Annotated in this window: 18 protein-coding genes and 1 pseudogene; 14 read left to right on the top strand and 5 right to left on the bottom strand. The window is 51.6% G+C overall.

The features are described 5' to 3' along the window. Positions 1 to 30: 30 nt before the first annotated feature. Complete coding sequence (locus T458_RS41615) at positions 31 to 1,677, bottom strand: PucR family transcriptional regulator (RefSeq protein ID WP_023556991.1); 1,647 nt, start codon at positions 1,675 to 1,677, stop codon at positions 31 to 33. 150 nt (positions 1,678 to 1,827) lie between these two features. Between T458_RS41615 and T458_RS41610 the strand changes: the two are divergent. The 3 genes and pseudogenes from T458_RS41610 (at position 1,828) to T458_RS41600 (ending at position 5,490) form a co-directional block, all read left to right on the top strand. After that, positions 1,828 to 3,336: pseudogene (locus T458_RS41610) on the top strand (CoA-acylating methylmalonate-semialdehyde dehydrogenase). A gap of 62 nt (positions 3,337 to 3,398) precedes the next feature. Then, positions 3,399 to 4,760, top strand: coding sequence for an aspartate aminotransferase family protein (locus tag T458_RS41605; RefSeq protein WP_023556990.1), 1,362 nt, complete (start codon positions 3,399 to 3,401; stop codon positions 4,758 to 4,760). Between the two features lie 142 nt (positions 4,761 to 4,902). Beyond that, a complete protein-coding gene (locus T458_RS41600) occupies positions 4,903 to 5,490 on the top strand; it encodes an LOG family protein (RefSeq protein WP_023556989.1) in 588 nt (195 codons plus the stop codon). 120 nt (positions 5,491 to 5,610) lie between these two features. On the opposite strand, the gene T458_RS41595 is transcribed toward T458_RS41600, so the two are convergent. Then, positions 5,611 to 6,600, bottom strand: coding sequence for a quinone oxidoreductase family protein (locus T458_RS41595; RefSeq protein WP_023556988.1), 990 nt, complete (start codon positions 6,598 to 6,600; stop codon positions 5,611 to 5,613). Positions 6,601 to 6,661: 61 nt separating this feature from the next. Further along, positions 6,662 to 7,264 carry a TetR/AcrR family transcriptional regulator gene (locus tag T458_RS0128865; protein ID WP_023556987.1) on the bottom strand — a complete coding sequence of 201 codons (603 nt, stop codon included), beginning with the start codon at positions 7,262 to 7,264 and terminating at the stop codon, positions 6,662 to 6,664. Between the two features lie 154 nt (positions 7,265 to 7,418). Between T458_RS0128865 and T458_RS41590 the strand changes: the two genes are divergently transcribed. Together T458_RS41590 and T458_RS41585 are read left to right on the top strand one after the other, a co-directional pair. After that, positions 7,419 to 8,552, top strand: coding sequence for a zinc-dependent alcohol dehydrogenase (locus tag T458_RS41590; RefSeq protein ID WP_023556986.1), 1,134 nt, complete (start codon positions 7,419 to 7,421; stop codon positions 8,550 to 8,552). 195 nt (positions 8,553 to 8,747) lie between these two features. Continuing rightward, on the top strand, positions 8,748 to 10,070 hold the full coding sequence (locus T458_RS41585; protein ID WP_023556985.1) for a hypothetical protein: 1,323 nt from the start codon (positions 8,748 to 8,750) through the stop codon (positions 10,068 to 10,070). A 15-nt stretch (positions 10,071 to 10,085) separates the two neighbouring features. Here the strand turns inward: T458_RS41585 and T458_RS41580 are convergent, their stop codons facing one another. Further along, complete coding sequence (locus tag T458_RS41580) at positions 10,086 to 10,487, bottom strand: hypothetical protein (protein ID WP_023556984.1); 402 nt, start codon at positions 10,485 to 10,487, stop codon at positions 10,086 to 10,088. Positions 10,488 to 10,496: 9 nt separating this feature from the next. Further along, positions 10,497 to 11,024 carry a hypothetical protein gene (locus T458_RS41575; protein ID WP_023556983.1) on the bottom strand — a complete coding sequence of 176 codons (528 nt, stop codon included), beginning with the start codon at positions 11,022 to 11,024 and terminating at the stop codon, positions 10,497 to 10,499. Positions 11,025 to 11,200: 176 nt separating this feature from the next. On the opposite strand from T458_RS41575, the gene T458_RS41570 reads away from it, so the two are divergent. The 9 genes from T458_RS41570 to T458_RS41530 all read left to right on the top strand — a co-directional run bounded on the left by T458_RS41570 (position 11,201) and on the right by T458_RS41530 (position 20,927). After that, positions 11,201 to 12,553, top strand: coding sequence for an NAD(P)-dependent oxidoreductase (locus T458_RS41570; RefSeq protein WP_023556982.1), 1,353 nt, complete (start codon positions 11,201 to 11,203; stop codon positions 12,551 to 12,553). Positions 12,554 to 12,614: 61 nt separating this feature from the next. Continuing rightward, on the top strand, positions 12,615 to 13,901 hold the full coding sequence (gene preA, locus T458_RS41565) for an NAD-dependent dihydropyrimidine dehydrogenase subunit PreA (RefSeq protein WP_023556981.1): 1,287 nt from the start codon (positions 12,615 to 12,617) through the stop codon (positions 13,899 to 13,901). A 98-nt stretch (positions 13,902 to 13,999) separates the two neighbouring features. Beyond that, positions 14,000 to 15,385 (top strand): dihydropyrimidinase, encoded by a 1,386-nt coding sequence (gene hydA / locus T458_RS41560; RefSeq protein WP_023556980.1) that lies wholly within the window; start codon positions 14,000 to 14,002, stop codon positions 15,383 to 15,385. A gap of 37 nt (positions 15,386 to 15,422) precedes the next feature. Then, positions 15,423 to 16,313 carry a nitrilase-related carbon-nitrogen hydrolase gene (locus T458_RS41555; protein WP_023556979.1) on the top strand — a complete coding sequence of 297 codons (891 nt, stop codon included), beginning with the start codon at positions 15,423 to 15,425 and terminating at the stop codon, positions 16,311 to 16,313. Positions 16,314 to 16,379: 66 nt separating this feature from the next. Beyond that, positions 16,380 to 16,910: a hypothetical protein gene (locus tag T458_RS41550; RefSeq protein ID WP_023556978.1), complete on the top strand. Its 531-nt coding sequence runs from the start codon at positions 16,380 to 16,382 to the stop codon at positions 16,908 to 16,910. A gap of 95 nt (positions 16,911 to 17,005) precedes the next feature. Beyond that, positions 17,006 to 17,581: a helix-turn-helix domain-containing protein gene (locus T458_RS41545; RefSeq protein ID WP_252989832.1), complete on the top strand. Its 576-nt coding sequence runs from the start codon at positions 17,006 to 17,008 to the stop codon at positions 17,579 to 17,581. Between the two features lie 277 nt (positions 17,582 to 17,858). After that, positions 17,859 to 19,148 (top strand): hydroxymethylglutaryl-CoA reductase, degradative, encoded by a 1,290-nt coding sequence (locus T458_RS41540; RefSeq protein ID WP_023556976.1) that lies wholly within the window; start codon positions 17,859 to 17,861, stop codon positions 19,146 to 19,148. After that, the gene (locus T458_RS41535) at positions 19,129 to 19,575 is read left to right on the top strand and encodes a hypothetical protein (protein ID WP_023556975.1); all 447 of its coding nucleotides are present in this window, start codon (positions 19,129 to 19,131) and stop codon (positions 19,573 to 19,575) included. The genes T458_RS41540 and T458_RS41535 overlap by 20 nt, the downstream gene beginning before the upstream one ends. Then, positions 19,572 to 20,927, top strand: coding sequence for a tripartite tricarboxylate transporter permease (locus T458_RS41530; protein WP_023556974.1), 1,356 nt, complete (start codon positions 19,572 to 19,574; stop codon positions 20,925 to 20,927). Before T458_RS41535 ends, T458_RS41530 begins: the two co-directional genes overlap by 4 nt. Positions 20,928 to 20,931 lie beyond the last annotated feature (4 nt).

Genomic DNA, 20,931 nt, shown 5'->3' with positions numbered 1-20,931 from the left:
TGACTGCTGAACAGCTCACACGCCTTTTCCCTATTTCTGTGTCTGATGTGCAGGGAACTCCTTATGAGTCCAGCTTACTGTGCGCAAAGCAATCTCCAAACAGATCCGGCGTTCCGGCGAAGCAAAGTCTTCTCCGATGCACTCCTTGATCTTTTCCAGGCGGTGGTACAGGGTTTGCCGATGGATAAACAGCTTTTCGGCTGTCTCCTGTTTGGAGAGATGGCAATCGAGATAGACTCGCAACGTGTGAACGAGGGAGGAACCGTGTTTCTCATCATATTGGATCAACGGGCCCAGATAATCTGAAATAAAGCTGTGCAGCACGGGTTCTTGGGGAATGTGAAAAAGCAATCGAAACAGGCCAAGATCGGCGAAATAGGGACTGGCTGATTCATGCTGAAACAAGAGAGCTTGCTCCGCTTCTGCCAGATGCTTGGACGCGTCAGTGAAGCGCTGGCTGCTGCGGCTTACCCCGAACCGAATGGTGGTATCAGCCCCTATAAGCTGGACAAGAATCCGCTGCAGCTCAGCCATGACTCGATCCAGCAGTTTGCGAGGGCGGCTGACGGGCTGTTTTTCGACGAGCAAAAAGGTAAAGCGATTGCCGACACAGCGGATAAAGGGACGAAAGCCCAAACGTTCCAGCAATGAGCGAAAAACGGCTGTTGCATCATGGGGCGGCAGAGTCTCTTCTTGGCTGCCATTCCGCTCAAAGGACAGCATCATCAGATGATAAGCTGGCGGACGTGCAGAGGCGGATAGACCCATGATCGTGCGGATCTGTTCCTCAGTCAAAGGGCGTCTGGCGAGCAAGTCGTCGAATAAGCGGTACTCCATCGCTAAGGACTGCTCCTCCACAAACATCTTGCGCATCAGAATTTGTGCGATGGCATGAACCGTGTTATCCAACGTAAGGAGAATGAATTCATCGGCTGTTCGCTCATACAGAACCATGCCGACATAGGCGAGAAGATGCCCCATGGCCATCACTGGCTGGTAGACTATCTGTTTTTTATCATTCAGGGGTAAAAAATGAGCATTGGGGTTCGCCATGTTATCTGCTACAAAGTGTTCGCGCATGAAAGCAGAAAGCTCGGTTTGAACCACTTGCGCGACCGGAGGAGAAAACAGCGGGACGGAATCCGGCGTAAAGAGAAATACTTGTGTTTGTACAGCGGATTGAAAATGCTGGAGCAGCTTCGGCAAACCGTGTGATTGCAAGCTAAGCTGTTGCAGACTTCGGGAATAGGATTCGAGGTCGCGCAAGGCCCGAAGCTGCCGGTTCGTCAGATGCTCATGCAGATCGAGTGTAATATCGACGAAGCGAACAGGCTGGTGAAAAACGATCAACGGAAACTGGTGATGATCCGCCATTTCCAGCATATCCAGAGGGATCATCGGCAGATAGGAGCCCAATTCCACACATAATCCGACCGCTTTTTGATGAATCAGCTCGGACAGGTAGGCAAGGCGCTTATCTTTTGCTTCCCCAAAGCCCAGTCCGGTCGTGAGAATCAGTTCACCCCCGTTTAAGTACTTTCCTGTATCGGCAGATTCCAGTACATGAACCCAGCGGATGGGACGCGACAAGCCCTTGCTCCCAGCGACCACCTGAGCGTGTTGAAAAGAAGGGCGGCGCAGCGCTTCACCGACAGTCAAACGCCAATCATTGCTCATCTTCCACCTCGTTACCGACTCCAATTGGAGGAACTAGACACTCTGTAAGATCAATGTAAGTCAACCACTGACGCTTTGTCTAGTGATAATGGATTGAAAATTCCGATAAAATAAGGCTGAGAAGAACAATGAACGCAAGGAGTTGATAGGATGAGTCATACAACTGTCACCCAACCTTTGAAAAATTACATCGGCGGTCAGTGGATCGATGCGAAAACCTCTCGCTACGAGGACGTACCAAATCCGGCAACGGGAGAAATTCTTTCGCAGGTACCCATTTCTACCAAAGAGGATGTGGACAAGGCCGTTCAGGCAGCCAAGACAGCCTTCCCGGCATGGAGTGAGACTCCTGTAGTAGACCGTGCGCGCATTATGTTTCGCTTCCATCATTTGTTGACCAAGCATGAAGACGAATTGGCGCGGATGATTACCATGGAGAACGGAAAAACCCTGCCAGAAGCACATGCCGAGCTATTGAGAGCACTCGAAATGGTGGAGTTCGCCTGCGGCATGCCGACCCTGTTGATGGGTGAGACCTTGCCCAATATCGCGAAGAGTATCGACAGCCATGTCATTCGCTTCCCGCTCGGCGTCGTCGCTGGAATCACGCCATTCAACTTTCCCGTCATGGTGCCGATGTGGATGTACCCGATCGCAATTACGGCAGGCAATACCTTTGTCTTGAAGCCGTCTGAGCGCACGCCGATCTCAAGTGTACGGATCGCAGAATTGTTGAAGGAAGCGGGACTGCCAGACGGGGTGTTCAATGTCGTCAACGGGGCGCATGATGTTGTCAACGGCCTGCTGGAGCATCCCGATGTGAAGGGAATCTCGTTTGTCGGATCGCAGCCAGTTGCCGAATACGTCTACAAGACTGGAGCGGCGCACGGCAAGCGCGTACAGGCACTGGCAGGCGCCAAGAACCACCACCTGGTCATGCCGGATACAGACCTGCGCCGTGCCGCCAAAACGATTGTCAGTTCCGCATTTGGCTGTGCAGGGGAACGCTGTATGGCAGCCAGTGCTGTCGTCGCTGTCGAGGAAATCGCGGATGAATTGGTTCAGCTGTTGATCGAGGAGTCGAATGCGCTGGTGATGGGCGATGGGTTGGAGCAAGGCGTCGACCTCGGCCCCGTAATTCGGGACAGCCATCTCGACAAAGTCCACGGCTTCATCGAAAAAGGGCTGGAGGCAGGCGCTGATCTCGTGCGTGACGGCAGGGAGGATGCAAAAGGGAAGGATGCTGGTTACTTCCTTGGCCCCACCATTTTTGACAAAGCTGACGCTGAGATGGTGATAGTCCGCGACGAAATTTTTGCTCCAGTGCTGAGCGTCATGCGGGTTGGAAGCTTCGATGAAGGCTTGGAGACAATCAGTCGTTCCCGTTATGGAAATGGCGCGACGATCTACACCAACAATGGAAAATGGGGACGGTAGTTCGTGCAGCGGGTAGAAGCCGGTATGGTAGGCGTCAACGTCGGGGTACCAGCTCCGATGGGCTTTTTCGCCTTCTCAGGATGGAAGCAGTCGTTTTACGGCGATCTGCACGCGAACGGAAAAGACGGTGTAGAGTTTTTCACCAAGAAGAAGACAGTGACATCACGTTGGTTCGAGGATGGGGATACGAGTATCGGATCGCAAAAAGTCTTTGTGAAATAAACGGTCATATCTTGTTGAATGAAAAACGTCGAGACGTTTTTCACGAAAAGGGGGATGCTGTCATGGAACAAGAGCAACTGACAAAACCGTACGATAAGGATAGCTTGCTGGATTCAGACCGCACGCATATGTGGCATCATATGTCGCCGTACAACCCCAATCCGATGATTGCTACTGAAGCGAGCGGCTCCTGGATCACGGATATTGACGGCAATCGCTACCTGGATGGCATGTCGGGGTTATGGTGTGTCAACATCGGCTACGGCAGGCAAGAGTTGGCGGATGCAGCTTACGAACAGTTGAAGCAGTTGGCTTATTTTCCGCTGACTCAAAGTCACGTCCCTGCGATTCGACTCGCCGAGAAGGTAAGCGAGTGGCTCGGAGCGGAGTATCGCGTCTTCTTCTCCAACAGCGGATCGGAAGCCAATGAAGTGGCATTTAAATTGGCGCGCCAGTACCATCATCAGAATGGCGAGCCGGGACGCTATAAGTTCATCTCCCGCCACCGCGCCTATCACGGCAACACGATGGGCTCACTGGCTGCGACCGGACAGTCGATCCGCAAAGAAAAATACGAACCATTGGCTCCTGGCTTCCTTCATGTCCCGCCACCGTATTGCTATCGCTGTCCAGTCGGGAAAACGTACGGGGATTGCAGTCTGGAATGTGCCCAATTCTTCGATCAAGCGATCAACTGGGAAGGCGAGAAAACGGTGGCTGCGGTAATCATGGAGCCGACGATCACGGGGGGAGGAGTGATCGTTCCGCCGCCGGAGTACATGCCCAAAGTACGCGAGATCTGCGATAAATACGGGGTGCTTTTGATCGTCGACGAGGTCATCTGCGGATTTGGACGTTCCGGTCAAAAATTCGGCCATCAGAACTTCGGGATCAAACCGGACATTGTGACGATGGCAAAAGGCATTACAAGCGCCTATCTCCCGCTCTCTGCAACGGCTGTAAGAGCGGAAATCGCCGATTCTTTCAAAGAACAGGGAACCAACCAGCATTTCCGCCACGTCAATACCTTTGGCGGAAATCCGGCAGCCTGTGCGCTGGCGCTCAAAAATCTGGAATTGATGGAAGAGGAGCAATTGGTGGAGAGAGCCGAGCAGTTGGGTTCCGAGCTGCGCACCAAACTCGGATTCTTGGCCGATCATCCACTGGTTGGCGACATCCGCAGCTTCGGTTTCCTGATGGGGATCGAGATGGTGGAAGACAAACAGACGAAGGAACCGGCTGCACCTGCCAAATTGACCCAGGTAATCGCGGAATGCAAGAAGCGAGGGCTGATCATTGGACGCAACGGCGACACGATTCCGGGATATAACAATGTGCTCACCCTGTCTCCGCCTTTCTCTACCACAAGTGAAGATTTGGATTTTATCGCTAATGTCATGAAGGAAGCATTCGATACACTGTAAGCCTGACAACATTCCCGTCTCCCTGTCAAAAGGGAGGCGGGATTTTATTTTTTGGTATTTCCTTCATGACTCGGCATGGTCTTTCACAAAATTATCCTGTACACTATCAAAGGAATGATCAACAAACATTAGGAGGGGCGAGATGAAACGAATTTGTGTTTTTGCAGGGTCAAATCCAGGTGTACATACAGCGTTCAGTCAATCGGCTGAGCAATTGGGATATGAGTTGCTCGCCCGGAAAATGGACTTGGTGTACGGTGGCTCCAAGCTGGGATTGATGGGGCGGGTCGCCAATACCGTACTGAACGGCGGAGGTCACGTGATCGGCGTCATGCCGACCGGATTGTTTCGAGGCGAGATCGTCCACACCAGCCTGAGTGAACTGCACGAGGTAAGCTCCATGCATGAACGGAAAGCAAAAATGAATGAGCTAGCAGACGGCTTCATCGCCTTGCCCGGGGGCTACGGCACGTTTGAAGAAATTTTTGAAGTGGTCAGTTGGGGGCAGATCGGCATCCACGACAAACCCATTGGTTTGTTGAATGTCAAAGGGTATTACACCCCTGTGATGGAGCTAGTTCAACATGCCACGGAGGCCGGCTTCATTCCGCCTACCGAAACACCATTGTTGATCTGTGAAAGCGATCCTGCTGTTCTGCTGGATCGGATGCGTGATTATCGTCCACCAGCGAAAGTCAACAAGTGGTCGGAGCTACCTGAGGAGAAATAGCCTCTACTGAAGGGGGAGACTGCTCTTGTAGATAGCTTCCAGATCAATATGAAATGGCAAAACCCGAGCAGTTGGGATCGATACAGTCTACTGCTATTGATCCCTAGACTGCCGCTCCTTTTATGGTTGCAAGACTACTGTTCCTACCGTTTGACGGGATTCAAGTAGGGCGTGAGCCTCTGATGCGTTCACCAAGGGGAATATATGCTTCACTACAGGGTTCAATCTATTCATCGATACCAATTCATATAGATGCTCCAATCCTTCTTTCGCCAATTCAGGGAAGCTTGTAAGAAAATGAGCAATATTGAATCCAATAATCGATTTATTTTCTAATACTTGCAACAAATTCACAAAGTCCCATTTTTCTGTTGATGCACTTGCAGAACCGAAATAGACGAGACGCCCAAAAGGGGCAAGGGCGCGAAGACTTCCCTCCAGTATCTGGCCACCAACCATTTCCAAAACGATGTCTGCTCCTTTACCCTCTGTATGATCAAGCACTTGTTGAATCCAATTAGGCTCACTGTAATTGATGATGATATCGGCCCCCAGAGATCGAACCAACTCTTGTTTCGTAGGTGTACTAACTGTCGCAATAACTTTGCCTGCGTGTAAGGCCTTCGCCAGTTGTACGGCCAAACTTCCAACACCCCCAGCAGCCGCATGGATGAGAACCGTATCTCCAAATTGTATACGCCCCGCAAATTTTAAAGTATGATAAGCCGTTTGTCCTTGCGTGAGAAGTGCAGTTGCTTGGGCAGGAGTAATCTCCTTTGGAGCAGGCAATATGAATAAAGCGGGTACCACGACATATTCTGCGTAACTACCTTGAGGTACTTGGGTAATCACACTCATACCTACCTCAACATGTGTAACCCCATCACCGATCCCTACGACTATCCCAGCAACAACACCCCATTGTCCTAAAATAGCAGGTAGCCCCAAGGGATAGGGATATGTGCCTTTGCGCATTTGTACCTCGGCATAATTGAGACCGATCGCTTGGACAAGTATCAAGACTTCATGTATTCCTGCAATTGGCCTTCTATCCTCTTCCACCTTCATTACTTCGGGTCCACCGTACTCGTATAATCGAACAACTTTCATGACCTCTATTCATCTCCTAAAATAATAGTTGAGTGATCATCTATAAAAATGGTAAAAAAAATTACTTGGCTCCAACTAAACGGAGTGCTGAAGCCGTCATCTTAGCAAAAATATCTGCTTGATTGTTGATTCGTGCCATCATAGATGTTCCCTCGGTAAAGCACAACAGTGCCTTCGCAGTATCTGGGATATCTTCTTTCGAAATGGTAATCAATCCTTGCTCATATGCTCCCGAGATCCATTCTGTAAAATAGTTTGTGATGAAGGAAAAAATCTCCCTAACTTTCTCGTTAATCACTGGATCTTCGGTAGCGAGTTCTCCTCCGAGCAGAGCAAATGTACATCCTAGAACTGGCTTCCCTTCGTTACTTCGATGTGCATGCAAATGATAGGTTCTCATAAAAAATTCTTCTATCTTTTGCAAAGGATTCAGAGATGAAGTTTGGATAGGCTCGATAATGTATGTCATTGTATTTTCCCAAGTCTTCTCCAACACGGTAATCACCAGTTGCTGTTTGGAAGGAAACAAGTAATAGAAACTTCCAGGTTTCACTCCTGCAGCATTACACAGCTCTTGAACACCGACCCCATGATAACCACGTTCTGTTACCAATTCCACTGCTGCTTCCAACAAACGTTCCCTTGCATCACTTCTTCTTCCCATTGGCCCACCCCTATATATGATCACTCAACTAAAATTTATTCCAAGTTATCCCTTTTTGTCAATAGGCGGGTCAGTCTAAGCCGATAAGCTTGTATAATTCTCCTGCGGCAGGATGAACCTATCAGGGATCATCACGAAACGGGAGGAAGCCATCATGAGAGCGGTGACCTATCAAGGCCCCAATCAAGTGGAAGTAAAAGAAGTCGTGGACCCCAAAATCGAGAAGGCAGATGATATTCTTGTTCGGATCACCAGCACGGCCATCTGCGGATCTGATCTTCATCTGTACAAAGGAAATTTTCCTTTGCCCGAAGGCTACATCATTGGCCATGAACCGATGGGAATTGTCGAAGAGGTAGGTCCAGAGGTAACAAAAGTGAAGAAAGGGGATCGCGTCGTCATTCCGTTCAATGTCTCGTGCGGGGAGTGCTTTTACTGCCAGCATGAACTGGAAAGCCAATGCGACCACTCCAACCCGCATTACGATTCCGGCGGTTACTTCGGCTACTCGGAAAAATTCGGCGATTACCCTGGCGGACAGGCTGAATATTTGCGGGTGCCCTTTGGCTCCTTTTCCTCGTTTGTCATACCGGAAGCTTGTGAGCTGGAGGACGAGGCATTGCTCTTTTTATCGGATGTCCTTCCTACAGCCTACTGGAGCGTGCTTCATGCCGGGGTAAAAGCGGGGGACACGGTCATCGTGCTGGGGGCAGGTCCAGTTGGATTGATGGCCCAAGCATTTGCCTGGTTAAAAGGGGCAAAGCGCGTCATCGCCGTAGATTATCTGGAATACCGCCTGAATCGTGCGAGGGAAATCAATCGGGTGGAGACCTTTGATTTTACCCAGTACGAGGATATGGGGGAGCATTTGAAGGAGATCACACAGGGTGGCGCTGATGTCGTAATCGACTGTGTCGGGATGGATGGGAAAAAATCTCCCTTGGAATTCGTAGCGCAAAAGCTCAAGCTGCAGGGAGGAACGATCGGTCCGATACAGATCGCGACGAAAGCGGTGCGCAAATGCGGTACTGTACAACTGACGGGTGTATACGGCGGCAACTACAATAACTTTCCGCTAGGGCCGTTTTTCGCTCGTAATGTCAGCCTGAAGATGGGACAGGCCCCAGTCATCCACCTGATGCCGGAGATTTTTCAACTCATCACCGCAGGTAAAATCGACCCTACGAAGATCATTACGCATCGCATGAAACTGACAGAGGCGAGTCGAGCGTATGAGATTTTTAATGACAGAATGGATGATTGCATCAAGGTCGTCCTGAAGCCATAACGCATAAGTAGACAAGCATGGATGCAAAAAGCAGTTCTCACCCATTCGAGGAGGGAACTGCTTTTTTTATTTAAAAGAATAATTCTTGCCTTGACCTCATCAAGAAAGAATGGTAGCGTAAGGAAATATTACCAAGTAATTTGGTGGGAATTATAGTTGTCTATATGGACATCCTAGAGGAGGAAGAAAGAGAAGATGAACAAACAAAAGAAATTTCTCCAAGTAAGTACGGCAGCTTTGTTGGCAGCAGCGATTGCATTCCCGCAAGCTGCAGCTGCTGCTGGACCATCCACTTCCGCTGTGCAACCATATGCTGCACTGGCTGCAACTCCTGTCTCGACAGACTTTAGCCACTATGTACCACGACAATACGGCGTTCAACTGAACGGAACGGTATCCCGTGAAGCCTTCGCGGCAGCATTGAACAAAATCGTGGCTCAAGCAAACGGCATCACGGACAAGGAAGCGGCAGCGACTGAATACGTAGAAAAAGCAAGCGGCAAACTCTCTGTCTTGGAAGCCGTTCGTGCAACTGTAAAAGCTGCACAACAACAGGAGCTGGCCGGGACATACAGCGCGGAGAAGGTCAAAGCTGCATGGGCAAAAGCAGGACTGACCTACGACGAAAACGTTTCATTCGAGGCTGCACAAGAATTGGCTGCAGCGATCGATCTGGGATTGGTAAAAGCAGATGTACTAAAAGCTCAAAAACCAACCGGGGATGTACAGGCTGAGTTGGCTTATCAGTTGCTTGGGAAAGTAGCGGAGTTCAACGGTCATGCAAAAAATGCCCTCGGCAACATTTCGTCGGACGACATCTATGGAAAAGTTGTACAAGCATGGAATGAATCGCAAATCATCAAGGCAGGCGAGCTTCAGGATCTGGTAGACAACATTTTGAAACAAGATCTGATTACTGGCTACAACCTCAAGGACGCTGCTTTTGATCCGCGCTTCGATCCAAAAAGAACCATTACATACGGACATAGCGACATCGTTCACGCGATTCAGTTGATCGGCTTGTTGAAAAGCGAAGGCATCGATGCCAACGTCCAACTCGAACCCAAGACTTCTGCGTTCATCTATCTCAAAGAATGGGGCGAGCCGGTACAAACCGAGAACTACCAGGTCGTACAAATCGAAAATGGCAACTACATTGCGTACTCCAAAGAGTATGATTTGAGCTTTGAGTTCGCCAGCCAGGAAGATAAGGAGCGCTTCCAGCCATTAGTGCTCCAATACGCGAAAAAGAATGACGAGGAAGCGACAGGGCTTCTGAGAGCTTCGTGGTGGCAACCGCTGTACTATTCGTTAACTGAGCTGAAGGACTACCCGGTCATCACGAACAACTACGTGCAAAGCGGCCGCCATATCGTGCAGACCTTCTCCCTGAATGAAGATTCACCGGCTGTGGTAAACGCTTTTAAAAAGCTCGGCAAAGAAGTGGAAGTAAAGACCTACAAATTCTGGGTGGACCAGCCTTTCTATAACTACCTCAAAGGTGACGACTTCAAATAAAACGAGAAGGACTCCTTATCGCGAATCCTTTCGCTCGGAATGGTAGGAGCGCAGCCCGCGCATCAGCAGCTCTGAAATCACTTCATCCTGTGTCTTGTTCTTGACACGGGCACGAATCTGTTCGAGTTCGTCGATCAATTCGGAATCCAGAAACAGATGTATGGTCGAACCCGTTTTTTGCGGATAGATTTCGGCGTGATCTGCATAAACTCTCACCGTCCCCGAGATGGAGATGTCTTTATTCAGCATCGACGGATCGGGAATGTACAGACATGGTGCTTCCAATAGGATATGGGTCAGTTCTTCGCTGAATCGAATGGCGAGGGGCTGCCCCTTTTTTTTGTGATAATCCCGAATTTGACGCGAGATTTCCTGATTCTCTACATGGTTTTTCATGGAGATGACGGCCAGTTCCATAATGCCTCCTTATGGGCGCAACAGATCTTCCTCCGCGACATGTGTCAGAAGTTCTCCCGTTGCTTCCAATTGGACGTGATAGGTAAAACGGTGTCCGCAGGGCTCAATGGCTATGATGAGGGCATGACTGCAAGGCTTATCTGTATCCAAAAGAACGCGGTCCAATACCTCGTATCGAGGGGAGAGATACCCTTTTTCACGCAGAAATTGCAAGACGTCTTCACGCGGATACAGAAAACGCTTGTTTCCCTGCTTGTTCACCAACAGCGGGAACGCTTCTCTCTCATCGATTACTTCCCCGAGAGCGCCGCTGTCTGCCCAGCGTTTGATCGTCGCCATGCTTCCGACTCTTCCGTGGCGAGCCTCCAGCAGCTCAAGGATCTCCCGAGACGAGAGATAGTTCAGGCGGCGCTGCTGCTGTTCGAGATAAGAGGCCCTTTCCAGTTCCAATTGGGCGATATGAGCCGTGGCAGTGATAACCTGATTTTTCCACGCTTCGATTTCCCGGTCGTAATCTCTCATCAGTTTCACATTCACCTCCCAATCTCCTTACCAACCTATTCAATCTTGAAATCAATCATGCATGAAGCCGGATTATGATTGCATGGATATGTCTGAAGATTCTGCAATGAAAAAATCATAAAATCGCTTTTTCCTACATTGATTAATAGCAAGTATCTGTTTTGAAGAACTGGTAAGGAGGTTGTGTCGTGATGAGTGCTCCGCAGCACATACTGGATCAGTTTCGGGAAGTGGTGCCTGCTTTAAAACCGAAAGAGGCAATCGACGAAGCGAATCGCTGTCTTTATTGCTATGACGCCCCCTGTATCAAGGCTTGTCCGACTTCGATAGACATTCCCAGCTTCATTAAAAAAATCGCGACAGGCAATCTTCTCGGATCTGCGAGGACGATTATGGATGCCAATCCGGTCGGGGCGAGCTGTGCGCGCGTCTGTCCGACTGAGGAGTTGTGCGAGGGCGCCTGTGTGCTCAACCATGCCTCCGGTTCACGGGCAATCATGATCGGACTGTTGCAGCGCCACGCTACGGATTGGGCCATTCAAAACAAAACTCCGCTGTTTCAAAAAGAGGAAGCAACCGGAAAGCGCGTGGCGATTGTAGGAGCTGGTCCAGCGGGTTTGTCAGCAGCACGCGAGCTGGCTCGCGCTGGACATCGGGTGACGATTTTTGAAGCGAAGGAAAAGGCAGGCGGCTTAAATACGTACGGGATCGTCTCATTTCGTCTTCCGCAGGAAATCTCCTTGTGGGAAGCGGAGCAGATTGAGGCGTTGGGTGTAGAAATCCGCACGAATACTCGTGTCGGCGTCGATGTATCGCCGTCGGAGCTTTTGGCAGATTACGATTCTGTTCTGTTAGCGACAGGAATGGGGTACGTGCCGTCGCTGCAGATAGAAGGAGAGGATTTGCACGGTGTCCTGGATGCGATTGCATTGGTAGAGGAGACCAAAACCAAACCGCTTACAGACGAGATGATCGGCAAAAAGGTCGTCGTGATCGGGGCGGGCAATACGGCGATCGACGCCGCCACCTGTTCCAAGCGATTGGGTGCCGAGCAAGTGCAGATCCTTTACAGAAGAACGGAAAAAGAGATGACATGCTATGAATTCGAATATGAGTTCGCCAAGCAGGATGGCGTGGAGTTCCGCTGGCTCGTAGCACCGTCGCGGATCTTGGGTGAACAGGGACGGGTGACGGGCTTGGAGCTGACGCGGATGCAGTTGGGAGAGCCGGATGAAAAAGGGCGGAGAAGACCTGTGCCGATTCCGGACAGTCAATTCGTGATCGAAGTCGATTATGTCGTAAAAGCGATCGGCCAGCAGCGTTTTGTGTCCTTGATCGACTCGTTTGGCATCCAGCATAAAAACGGAGTGGTGGAGATCGAGGACGGTACCTATCGGACATCTCATCCCAAGGTGTTTGCCGCGGGAGACGTGATTTTCGGCGGCGGGAAGACCGATGCGATGGTCGTGGATGCAGCCAATCACGGCAAGCGCGCTGCATGGGCCATCGACAAGGCTTTACGGGACGTGTCAGTACAACTGTAGATTGAAAAATCGCGAAAAATCCGCTCTGTCAAACGAAGGGCGAAGATGGAGGAGACTGATTATGGCAGATCTCAGCATCAATCTGGCGGGGATTCCATCCCCCAACCCGTTTTGGCTGGCATCCGCTCCCCCGACGAATTCCGGTTATCAGGTGCAGCGTGCATTTGAAGCAGGATGGGGCGGCGCTGTCTGGAAGACACTGGGCGAACCGATCATCAATGTGACGTCCCGTTTTGCCGGGCTTCATTTTGGCGGTCAACGCGTGCTCGGGTTCAACAATATCGAACTGATCACCGACAAGCCGCTTGAGGTCAACCTCAAGGAGATGGATGAGACCAAGAAGCGTTTTCCCAAGCACACGTTGATCGCTTCGCTGATGGTGGAGCACAAGCAGGAAGCCTGGCACGAAATCGTCAAAAAGGTGGAGGCGATCGGGGTAGATGGGTTGGAGCTCAACTTCGGCTGTCCCCACGGCATGGCAGAGCGCGGAATGGGTTCCGCAGTAGGCCAGCATCCCGACCTGATCCGGCAGCAGGTGGAATGGGTCAAGGAGGTAGCGCAAACACCGGTCATCGTCAAGCTGACCCCCAATATTACCGATATCCGTTTTACTGCACGAGCAGCAGCCCAAGGAGGAGCAGATGCCATCAGCATGATCAATACGATCAACAGTCTGATGGGCGTCGATCTGGATAAATGGCTGCCGATCCCGCATGTCGACGGCAAAGGGGCGCATGGCGGCTACTGCGGGCCAGCCGTGAAGCCGATTGCGCTGAATATGGTGGCGGAATGCGCGCGCGACCCGCTCGTCGGCATCCCCATCTCAGGCATCGGCGGCATTTCCAACTGGCGCGATGCCGTCGAATTCCTTCTGATGGGTGCGACAGGTGTTCAGGTGTGCACCGCTGCGATGCATCACGGCTTTAGAATCGTAGAGGACATGATCGACGGATTGAACAATTACCTGGATCAGCGCGGCATCGCTTCCGTCATGGATTTGGTCGGCAAAGCCGTTCCCACGTATTCAGACTGGGGACATCTCAATCTCAACTACAAAGTCGTTGCCCGGATCAACGACGAGACCTGTATTCATTGCAACAAGTGTCATATTGCTTGCGAAGACACCTCCCATCAGTGCATTGACAGGGTGACCGACGTTACGACAGGAAAGGAACGCCTGGTCGTTCGCGAAGAGGATTGTGTAGGCTGCAATCTCTGCTCCATCGTCTGCCCGGTGGAAGGAACCATCGAAATGGTCGAAATCCCGACCAACCAGCCACCACTCACCTGGAATCAACGTCAGGCAGCTCTTGCAGCAGGCGGAAGCAGCAGTTCGGATACTGCCTGATACTCTCCGTCATCAACTCGTTTGCTGCTGCATAGCTTGTACTAGCGAGCGGAGGGAGCTACACCATAGGGATGCTCAAGATAAGGGAGGGAGCAGATTTGAAAAAATGGATTCGCGGCGGAACGGTCGTGACAGCTGCCGACACGTACCAAGCCGACGTCTTGATTGACGGGGAGAAGGTCGTTGCGATTGGAAAAGAGCTGCATGCCGAAGACGCGGAGATCGTCGATGCGACGGGGTGCTATCTGTTGCCGGGAGGGATTGATCCGCATACACATCTCGACATGCCATTCGGCGGCACCGTCACTTCAGATGATTTTTTCAGCGGGACGAAGGCAGCGGCATTTGGCGGCACGACCAGCATCGTCGATTTTTGCCTGACTAAAAAAGGGGAGTCGCTTCATCAAGCGATTGCGACCTGGCATGAAAAAGCAAAGGGCAAGGCAGTGATCGATTACGGTTTCCATCTGATGATCTCAGACGCCAACGATGAGATTTTGCAGGAGCTTGAATCGGTGATCGCGACAGAAGGCATCACCTCGCTCAAGGTATTTATGGCCTATAAAAACGTCCTGATGGCCGATGACGAGACGCTGTTCAAGACGCTGATTCGCGCCAAGGAACTGGGTGCGCTGGTGCAGGTACACGCCGAGAACGGCGACGTGCTGGATTATTTGACAAAACAGGCATTGGCAGAAGGGAACACAGACCCGATCTACCACGCCTATACCCGTCCGCCCGAAGCAGAGGGAGAAGCGACGGGCCGAGCCATTGCCTTGACTGCATTGGCTGACGCCCAGCTGTACGTCGTTCACGTTTCTTGCGCAGATGCCGTCAGACGGATCGCCGAGGCGAGGGAAAAGGGCTGGAATATCTACGGTGAGACGTGTCCGCAGTATCTGGTGCTCGATATTACGGATCTGGATCGTCCTGATTTTGAAGGAGCCAAATACGTCTGGTCTCCGCCGCTTCGTGAGAAATGGAACCAGGAGGTTTTGTGGAGCGCGTTGAAAAACGGCATCCTGCAAACGGTAGGATCCGATCACTGCCCCTTCAATTTCGCGGGCCAAAAGGAGCTGGGACGCGGGGACTTTACAAAAATCCCCAATGGCGGTCCCATCATTGAGGACCGCATGACGATCCTGTTCTCGGAAGGCGTGAGGAAAGGAAAGATCAGCCTGAACCAATTCGTCGACATCACCTCGACGAAGGTCGCCAAACTGTTCGGCATGTTCCCGCAAAAAGGCACGATCGCCGTGGGTTCTGACGCTGACATCGTGCTGTTTGACCCGGCCGTCAAACGTACGATCTCGGTAGAGACGCACCACATGAATGTTGACTACAATCCTTTCGAGGGGATGGAAGTGTACGGGGATGTCGTCTCCGTCCTGTCGCGCGGTTCTTTCGTGGTGCGCGACAAGGAGTTTGTCGGTCAGGCGGGATCAGGCAGGTATCTGAAAAGGGCGACGTTTTCCAGGCCATGAGCGGACAGATCAGTCGAGACAGGAGGGGGCATTGACGGTGGCGAGCAGGGTAAAGATTGGATTGATCCAAGCAAGAAATGACGTGCATGGCGATGAACCCGTACAGGTTCACAAGGAAAAGGCCATCGAAAAACACGTCAAAATGGTGCGTGATGCTGCTGCACAGGGCGCTCAGATCATCTGCCTGCAGGAGATCTTTTACGGTCCTTATTTCTGTGCAGAGCAGAACACGAAATGGTACGAGGCGGCAGAAGAAGTACCCGATGGTCCGACGGTGCAGCTTTTTCGCTCTCTGGCCCGCGAACTGGGTGTGGTCTTGATTCTCCCGGTATATGAGCGTGTCGGGATCGGCACGTATTACAATACGGCAGCCGTCATCGATGCGGACGGCAGCTATCTGGGGAAGTACCGCAAACAGCATATCCCGCACGTCGGAGTTGGCAGCGAAGGCTGCGGCTTTTGGGAGAAGTATTATTTCAAACCGGGAAATCTGGGCTATCCGGTGTTCGACACGGCGTTTGCCAAAGTCGGTGTCTACATCTGCTACGACCGCCATTTTCCGGAAGGCGCGCGCCTCCTGGGGCTCAACGGTGCTGAGATCATCTTCAATCCGTCGGCTACGGTCGCAGGCTTGTCTGAATATCTGTGGAAGCTGGAGCAGCCAGCGCATGCCGTTGCCAACGGTTACTACGTGGCTGCGATCAACCGCGTCGGGATGGAAGCGCCTTGGAATATGGGTGAGTTTTACGGGCAATCGTATCTGGTGGACCCGAGGGGACAATTCGTCGTGGTCGGCAGCAGGGATCAGGATGAGGTGATTGTGGCAGAAATGGATCGCAACAAGATTCACGAGGTCCGCGATACCTGGCAATTTTATCGGGATCGCAGACCGGAGACCTACGATGACATGGTAAAATTGCTGCCGTGAGAAGGGGGGAGGTGCTGCGGCGCCTTCCTTTTTCGTATCAGCCATTTGAGGCGAGGAGAGTTGGGAATGAACCAAAAAAGGATTGTCTACCGGGGCGTGGAATACGAGGAAGCGCGGTACGCAGTAGAGAGGCAGCGCTACAAGCGTGAGGAACGACGCCATTTTCCAGGCGGAGTCAGTGCCAAGGCCGTTTTCGGCACAGGTGTCTATCTCGTAAGCAACCCAAAAGTCGCGGCTGAATACGCGATTTGCCACGCCGAAGCAACGTGGGACAAGGCAGCGGTACTGCAACAGGAGCTTGTCGTAAGTGGATTGTACGAGCTTAACCGGGATTACGGTGAAAATGAGCTTCGCCAAGCAGCTCTATTTGCCCGACATAGCGAGCTGGAGCTGCTCCATTTGCAGATGAAGATGAGCCATCAGGAATGGCTGGAATGGACGGGAGAAGAGGTGCGATCGTTTTTGTTGGATGCCGGGTATTCTGGCATTGCGTACATCATCTCGCCGGAGCTGACGTACTATATTTGCTACGAGCCTGACTCCTGTATTTCCGCCATCTCTTTATTCGCATTGCTTGATTTGCAGGAGCTAGGCTAGTACCCCTTATTCAAAATAATCTTGGCGATAGAGTGAATCTTGTTCAACTTTGTTGATCCTTTTTTTCTCAATCGCTATAATCAAGGCAGGATGGAATGATGAAGGGGTTGTTTGCAATAGAGTTGTCAGAAATTGGGAAACGCATCAGAAAAGCACGGCTAAGCCAGGGGTTTACCCAGCAGGAGCTGGCGGATCGATGCGGCTTTACGAAAAGTCTATTGTCCAAAATCGAAAACGGACAAACGGCGTCGGCGGTAGCTACGCTGTCCAAGATTGCGGAACATCTGAAAACGCCATTGGCATGGTTCCTGGAGGAGAATCGGGAAGATCACCTCGTGCTCTCGCCTCATGCCAAACGAACGAGCAAGATGGGCAGCAAGGAGATGGGGTATCTGTATGAAATCCTCGCCAATCGGTCTCGCTTCAGCAAAATCGAGCCTGTCTTGGTGACAGTCCCCCCGGATATGACGATGACGGAGCCCTTTACCCACCCGGAAGAAGAATTCATCTACGTGATCAGCGGAACGATCATTCTTTATTACGACGGGGAGCGGCATGTCATGGAAGAGGGGGACACGGCCTACTTTTCCGGCTTGAAACCGCATATTTTCTTGCCTTTTAACCATCAGGAAGCCAAGGTGCTGTCTATCTTCATTCAGCCCAGCAATTAATCAAATAGGAGTCAGTAGGCTTCGCCGCCTGACGGCCAGTTCGAAAGCAGCTATTGTAATCGGCTGGCTTTTTTCTTTTGTCTACTTTTTATGTCAGCTTCGAATATTGCGAAAAAAGCGTTTACATTTTCATAATGGTATTGTAGTATTAGGTCATTCAACAAAGTTGAATAGTGTGAAACCGAGGTGAGCGGAGGTGGACAGATTTCATTCGCTATTAGCCGCAAATGTTGGCAAACACAATCAAGAAGACAGATAGAGTTGGGAGATAGCATAGATGACGAACAGCAGAATATCCGGCTTTTATCGGTACACACCAGAAGAGAGACTCGATTTGGTGGCACAAGCCAGAGGATTAACAGAGGAAGAAAAGCAAATCATGTCGGGGGAGATCCCATTTCCGCTCCGTTCGGCCAATGTGATGGTGGAAAATGTAATCGGTACGATGGCGATTCCGCTTGGGGTCGCGACGAACTTTAAGATCAACGGGAAGGACCGTTTCATCCCCATGGCGACAGAAGAGCCGTCTGTAGTGGCAGGTGCGGGAAATGCCGCACGTACCTCGTATGCGCTGGGGGGATTCTACACTTCCCTGAGCGGATCGATCATGCGCGGGCAGATCCAGGTTCTCGATGTAGCCGATCCCTATGGCGCGATGGCCAGAGTGTATGAAAACAAGCAATCAATCCTGGATCGCTGCAACGCCAAGGATCCGACACTGGTATCCTTGGGTGGGGGAGCGATCGACGTAGAAGTACATGTCATGGAGCGTTCCAAAGAGCCGATGCTGGTGCTGCATCTGCTGGTAGATACACGGGACGCGATGGGCGCCAACGCTGTGAATACCATGGCGGAAGCGGTTGCCCCGTTTATCGAAGAGGTGACAGGCGGTCGTGTGGTGCTGCGGATCATCTCCAACCTGGCAGACCGCAGACTGGTTCGGGCCCGTGCGGTATTCTCGGCAGAGGAATTGGGCGGACCAGAAGTCGTGGCGAACATCGTCCGCGCATACGAGTTCGCAGAGTGCGACCCTTACCGCGCTACAACGCATAACAAAGGGATCATGAACGGGATTACAGCTGTCGTGTTGGCGACCGGAAATGATACCCGGGCAGTAGAGGCAGGCGCGCACGCTTATGCTGCGGTATCTGGCCGATATCGTTCTTTGACGCACTGGGAAGTGAACCGCGAAGGCAATCTGGTAGGAACCTTGGAGTTGCCGATGGCAGTAGGGATCGTAGGAGGCGCGACCAAATCGCACCCGACAGCACGCCTGGCGTTGAAAATCATGGATGTTCAGACCGCAGAAGACTTGGCTGGGTGCATCGCATCGGTAGGATTGGCGCAAAATCTGGCGGCATTGCGTGCCTTGGCTACCGATGGGATTCAGCGAGGACATATGGCCTTGCATGCCCGCAACCTCGCAATGATGGCTGGAGCCACTGATGAGCAGATCGAAGTAGTCGTCAAGCAGGCCATACAAGAAAAGGATGTCCGTTATGACCGGATATTGGCCTTGACCAAACAATTGCAAACGGGGGTTGGCGATGGAAACCAAAGTGGCTAGCACAGAAAAGCAGACCGGAAAGTCGAATGAAACGTATTTGGAAGTTCTGGGGGACACCGTGGTGCCCTCCAGCATCCTTCTCTCTGTCGTGATCAGCATGACCTTCAGTATAGGCGGTTATTTCGTCGGCAAGAGCATTTTTCCGTCCATCGCCGAACCGAAGATGGTGGCTTCCTATTCCCTGCTGCTCGGAATTGCAGGCAGTGTGCTGGCGCTGATTCTCTGTGCCAAGCTGTTCAAACCAAGCCGAATCCTGAAGGAAGAAGAATCGAGCGTCGAGAGCTTTCAGGAAATCCTGCGGGATATGCAGGTGGATGCCAAGGAAGAGTACCAGTTGATCGTGAATGACCCCGTAACGAGAAAAGAGATGGAAGAGCTGGGGATTCTGGATACGTTTAAGAAAAGCGGGGTGCAATCGGATAAATGAGTGTATTGATGATCTCACTATTGTTTGCCTTGCTCGGGGCGATTTTGTTCACCCTGATCGGCTTGGTCTCGGGGACAGATGAAACCGCTATCATGGTTCCTTTTACCTTGTTGGTCATCCTTCTGGGTGCCCCGCCGGAAGCAGTCTTGTCATTCTTTATGGCGGCAGTGCTGGCGAAGCATCTGACGCATGCGATTCCTACTGCTTTGATGGGGATTCCGGGCGATACGACAGCCGTTCCGCTGATCGATCACGCTTCTTCGTTGCGGCGTCTCGGTGTGCCGCACGTCGCGTTGCGCAAAATGTTGTCTGGAGGCCTGCTGGGAGCTTTCATCGCATTGCCGACAGCGGTTTTGTTCGGACAGTTTCTCGGGCAGTTTGCGGACTTCTTCAAATCAGCCTCGGGCCTGATCTTTACGCTGGCCGCTGTATTGATCGCCTATTTTTCCAAAGGAAAATGGGTCAGCATTGCCATGATTATTCCTTTTGCCTTCTTTATCAAAAGTCTGGATCAGTTCAGCTTCCAAATCGTGGAGAAGCACCTGAGCATCAGCTTCTTTCTAGGAATTGCAATCGGTCCCATGTTTTATGATTTGCTGCTGTCTCTCTCCTCGAGCGGGAGGGCAAGCCTGGTCCGCACAAAACCAAAGGAATATCACCTGGCACCGGAAATCCGCGCCTGGAAGGGATTCTTCCCCAACCCGTTTCGCGTGTTGACGGGCAGACAAGCAGCCCATACTTCCGTCACTTCGTTTATCTCGTCATTGACGTTTGCATTCAGTCCAGTCGGGATGACCTCCCTGATGGGGGAGATCGTCGGTTCCCGCAACAAAGGCGTGTACAAAAAATCGACCTCGAGTCTGGCAGCCATGAACGGCGTGACCGAATCGACGTACATCGCAGAGGCAATTATTCCCTTGTTGGCTTTTGGGATCCCGCTCAGTCCTGTTGCTTTGGGACCGGCAGCTCCGTTGTTCAATGCACCACCTGTCTTTACCAGTGATCCGGTGAACAACCTCCACAATCTGCTGACACCGTGGGACTTCTTCTTGTACGGCTTGATCGGCTTGGTGGTCGCAGCCATAATTGCCTATCCATTTGCGATGAACTATGCGCGTACAGCTACCGTGTTTGTCATGAAAAATATCAGTCAGGAAGCCATCGTCGGAATGTTCGTCGGTCTGGCATGCTTGCTGGCCTTCCATGAAGCACAATTGGTCGGCGTCATCTTGACGTTGACGATGGCTACTGTCGGGGGATTGATCAACCGCGTGCTGGGTGTCGGTGCCGGGGTGCAGTTCATGATTTTTTACGGAGCAGGCTACATGATGACAAACCTGTTGGGGGCATAGAAAC

It is taken from the genome of Brevibacillus panacihumi W25 (genome assembly GCF_000503775.1).
Lineage (GTDB): Bacteria > Bacillota > Bacilli > Brevibacillales > Brevibacillaceae > Brevibacillus > Brevibacillus panacihumi_A.
The sequence above is the reverse complement of the archived record's forward strand: the minus strand, read 5'-3'. Positions and strand labels throughout refer to the sequence as shown.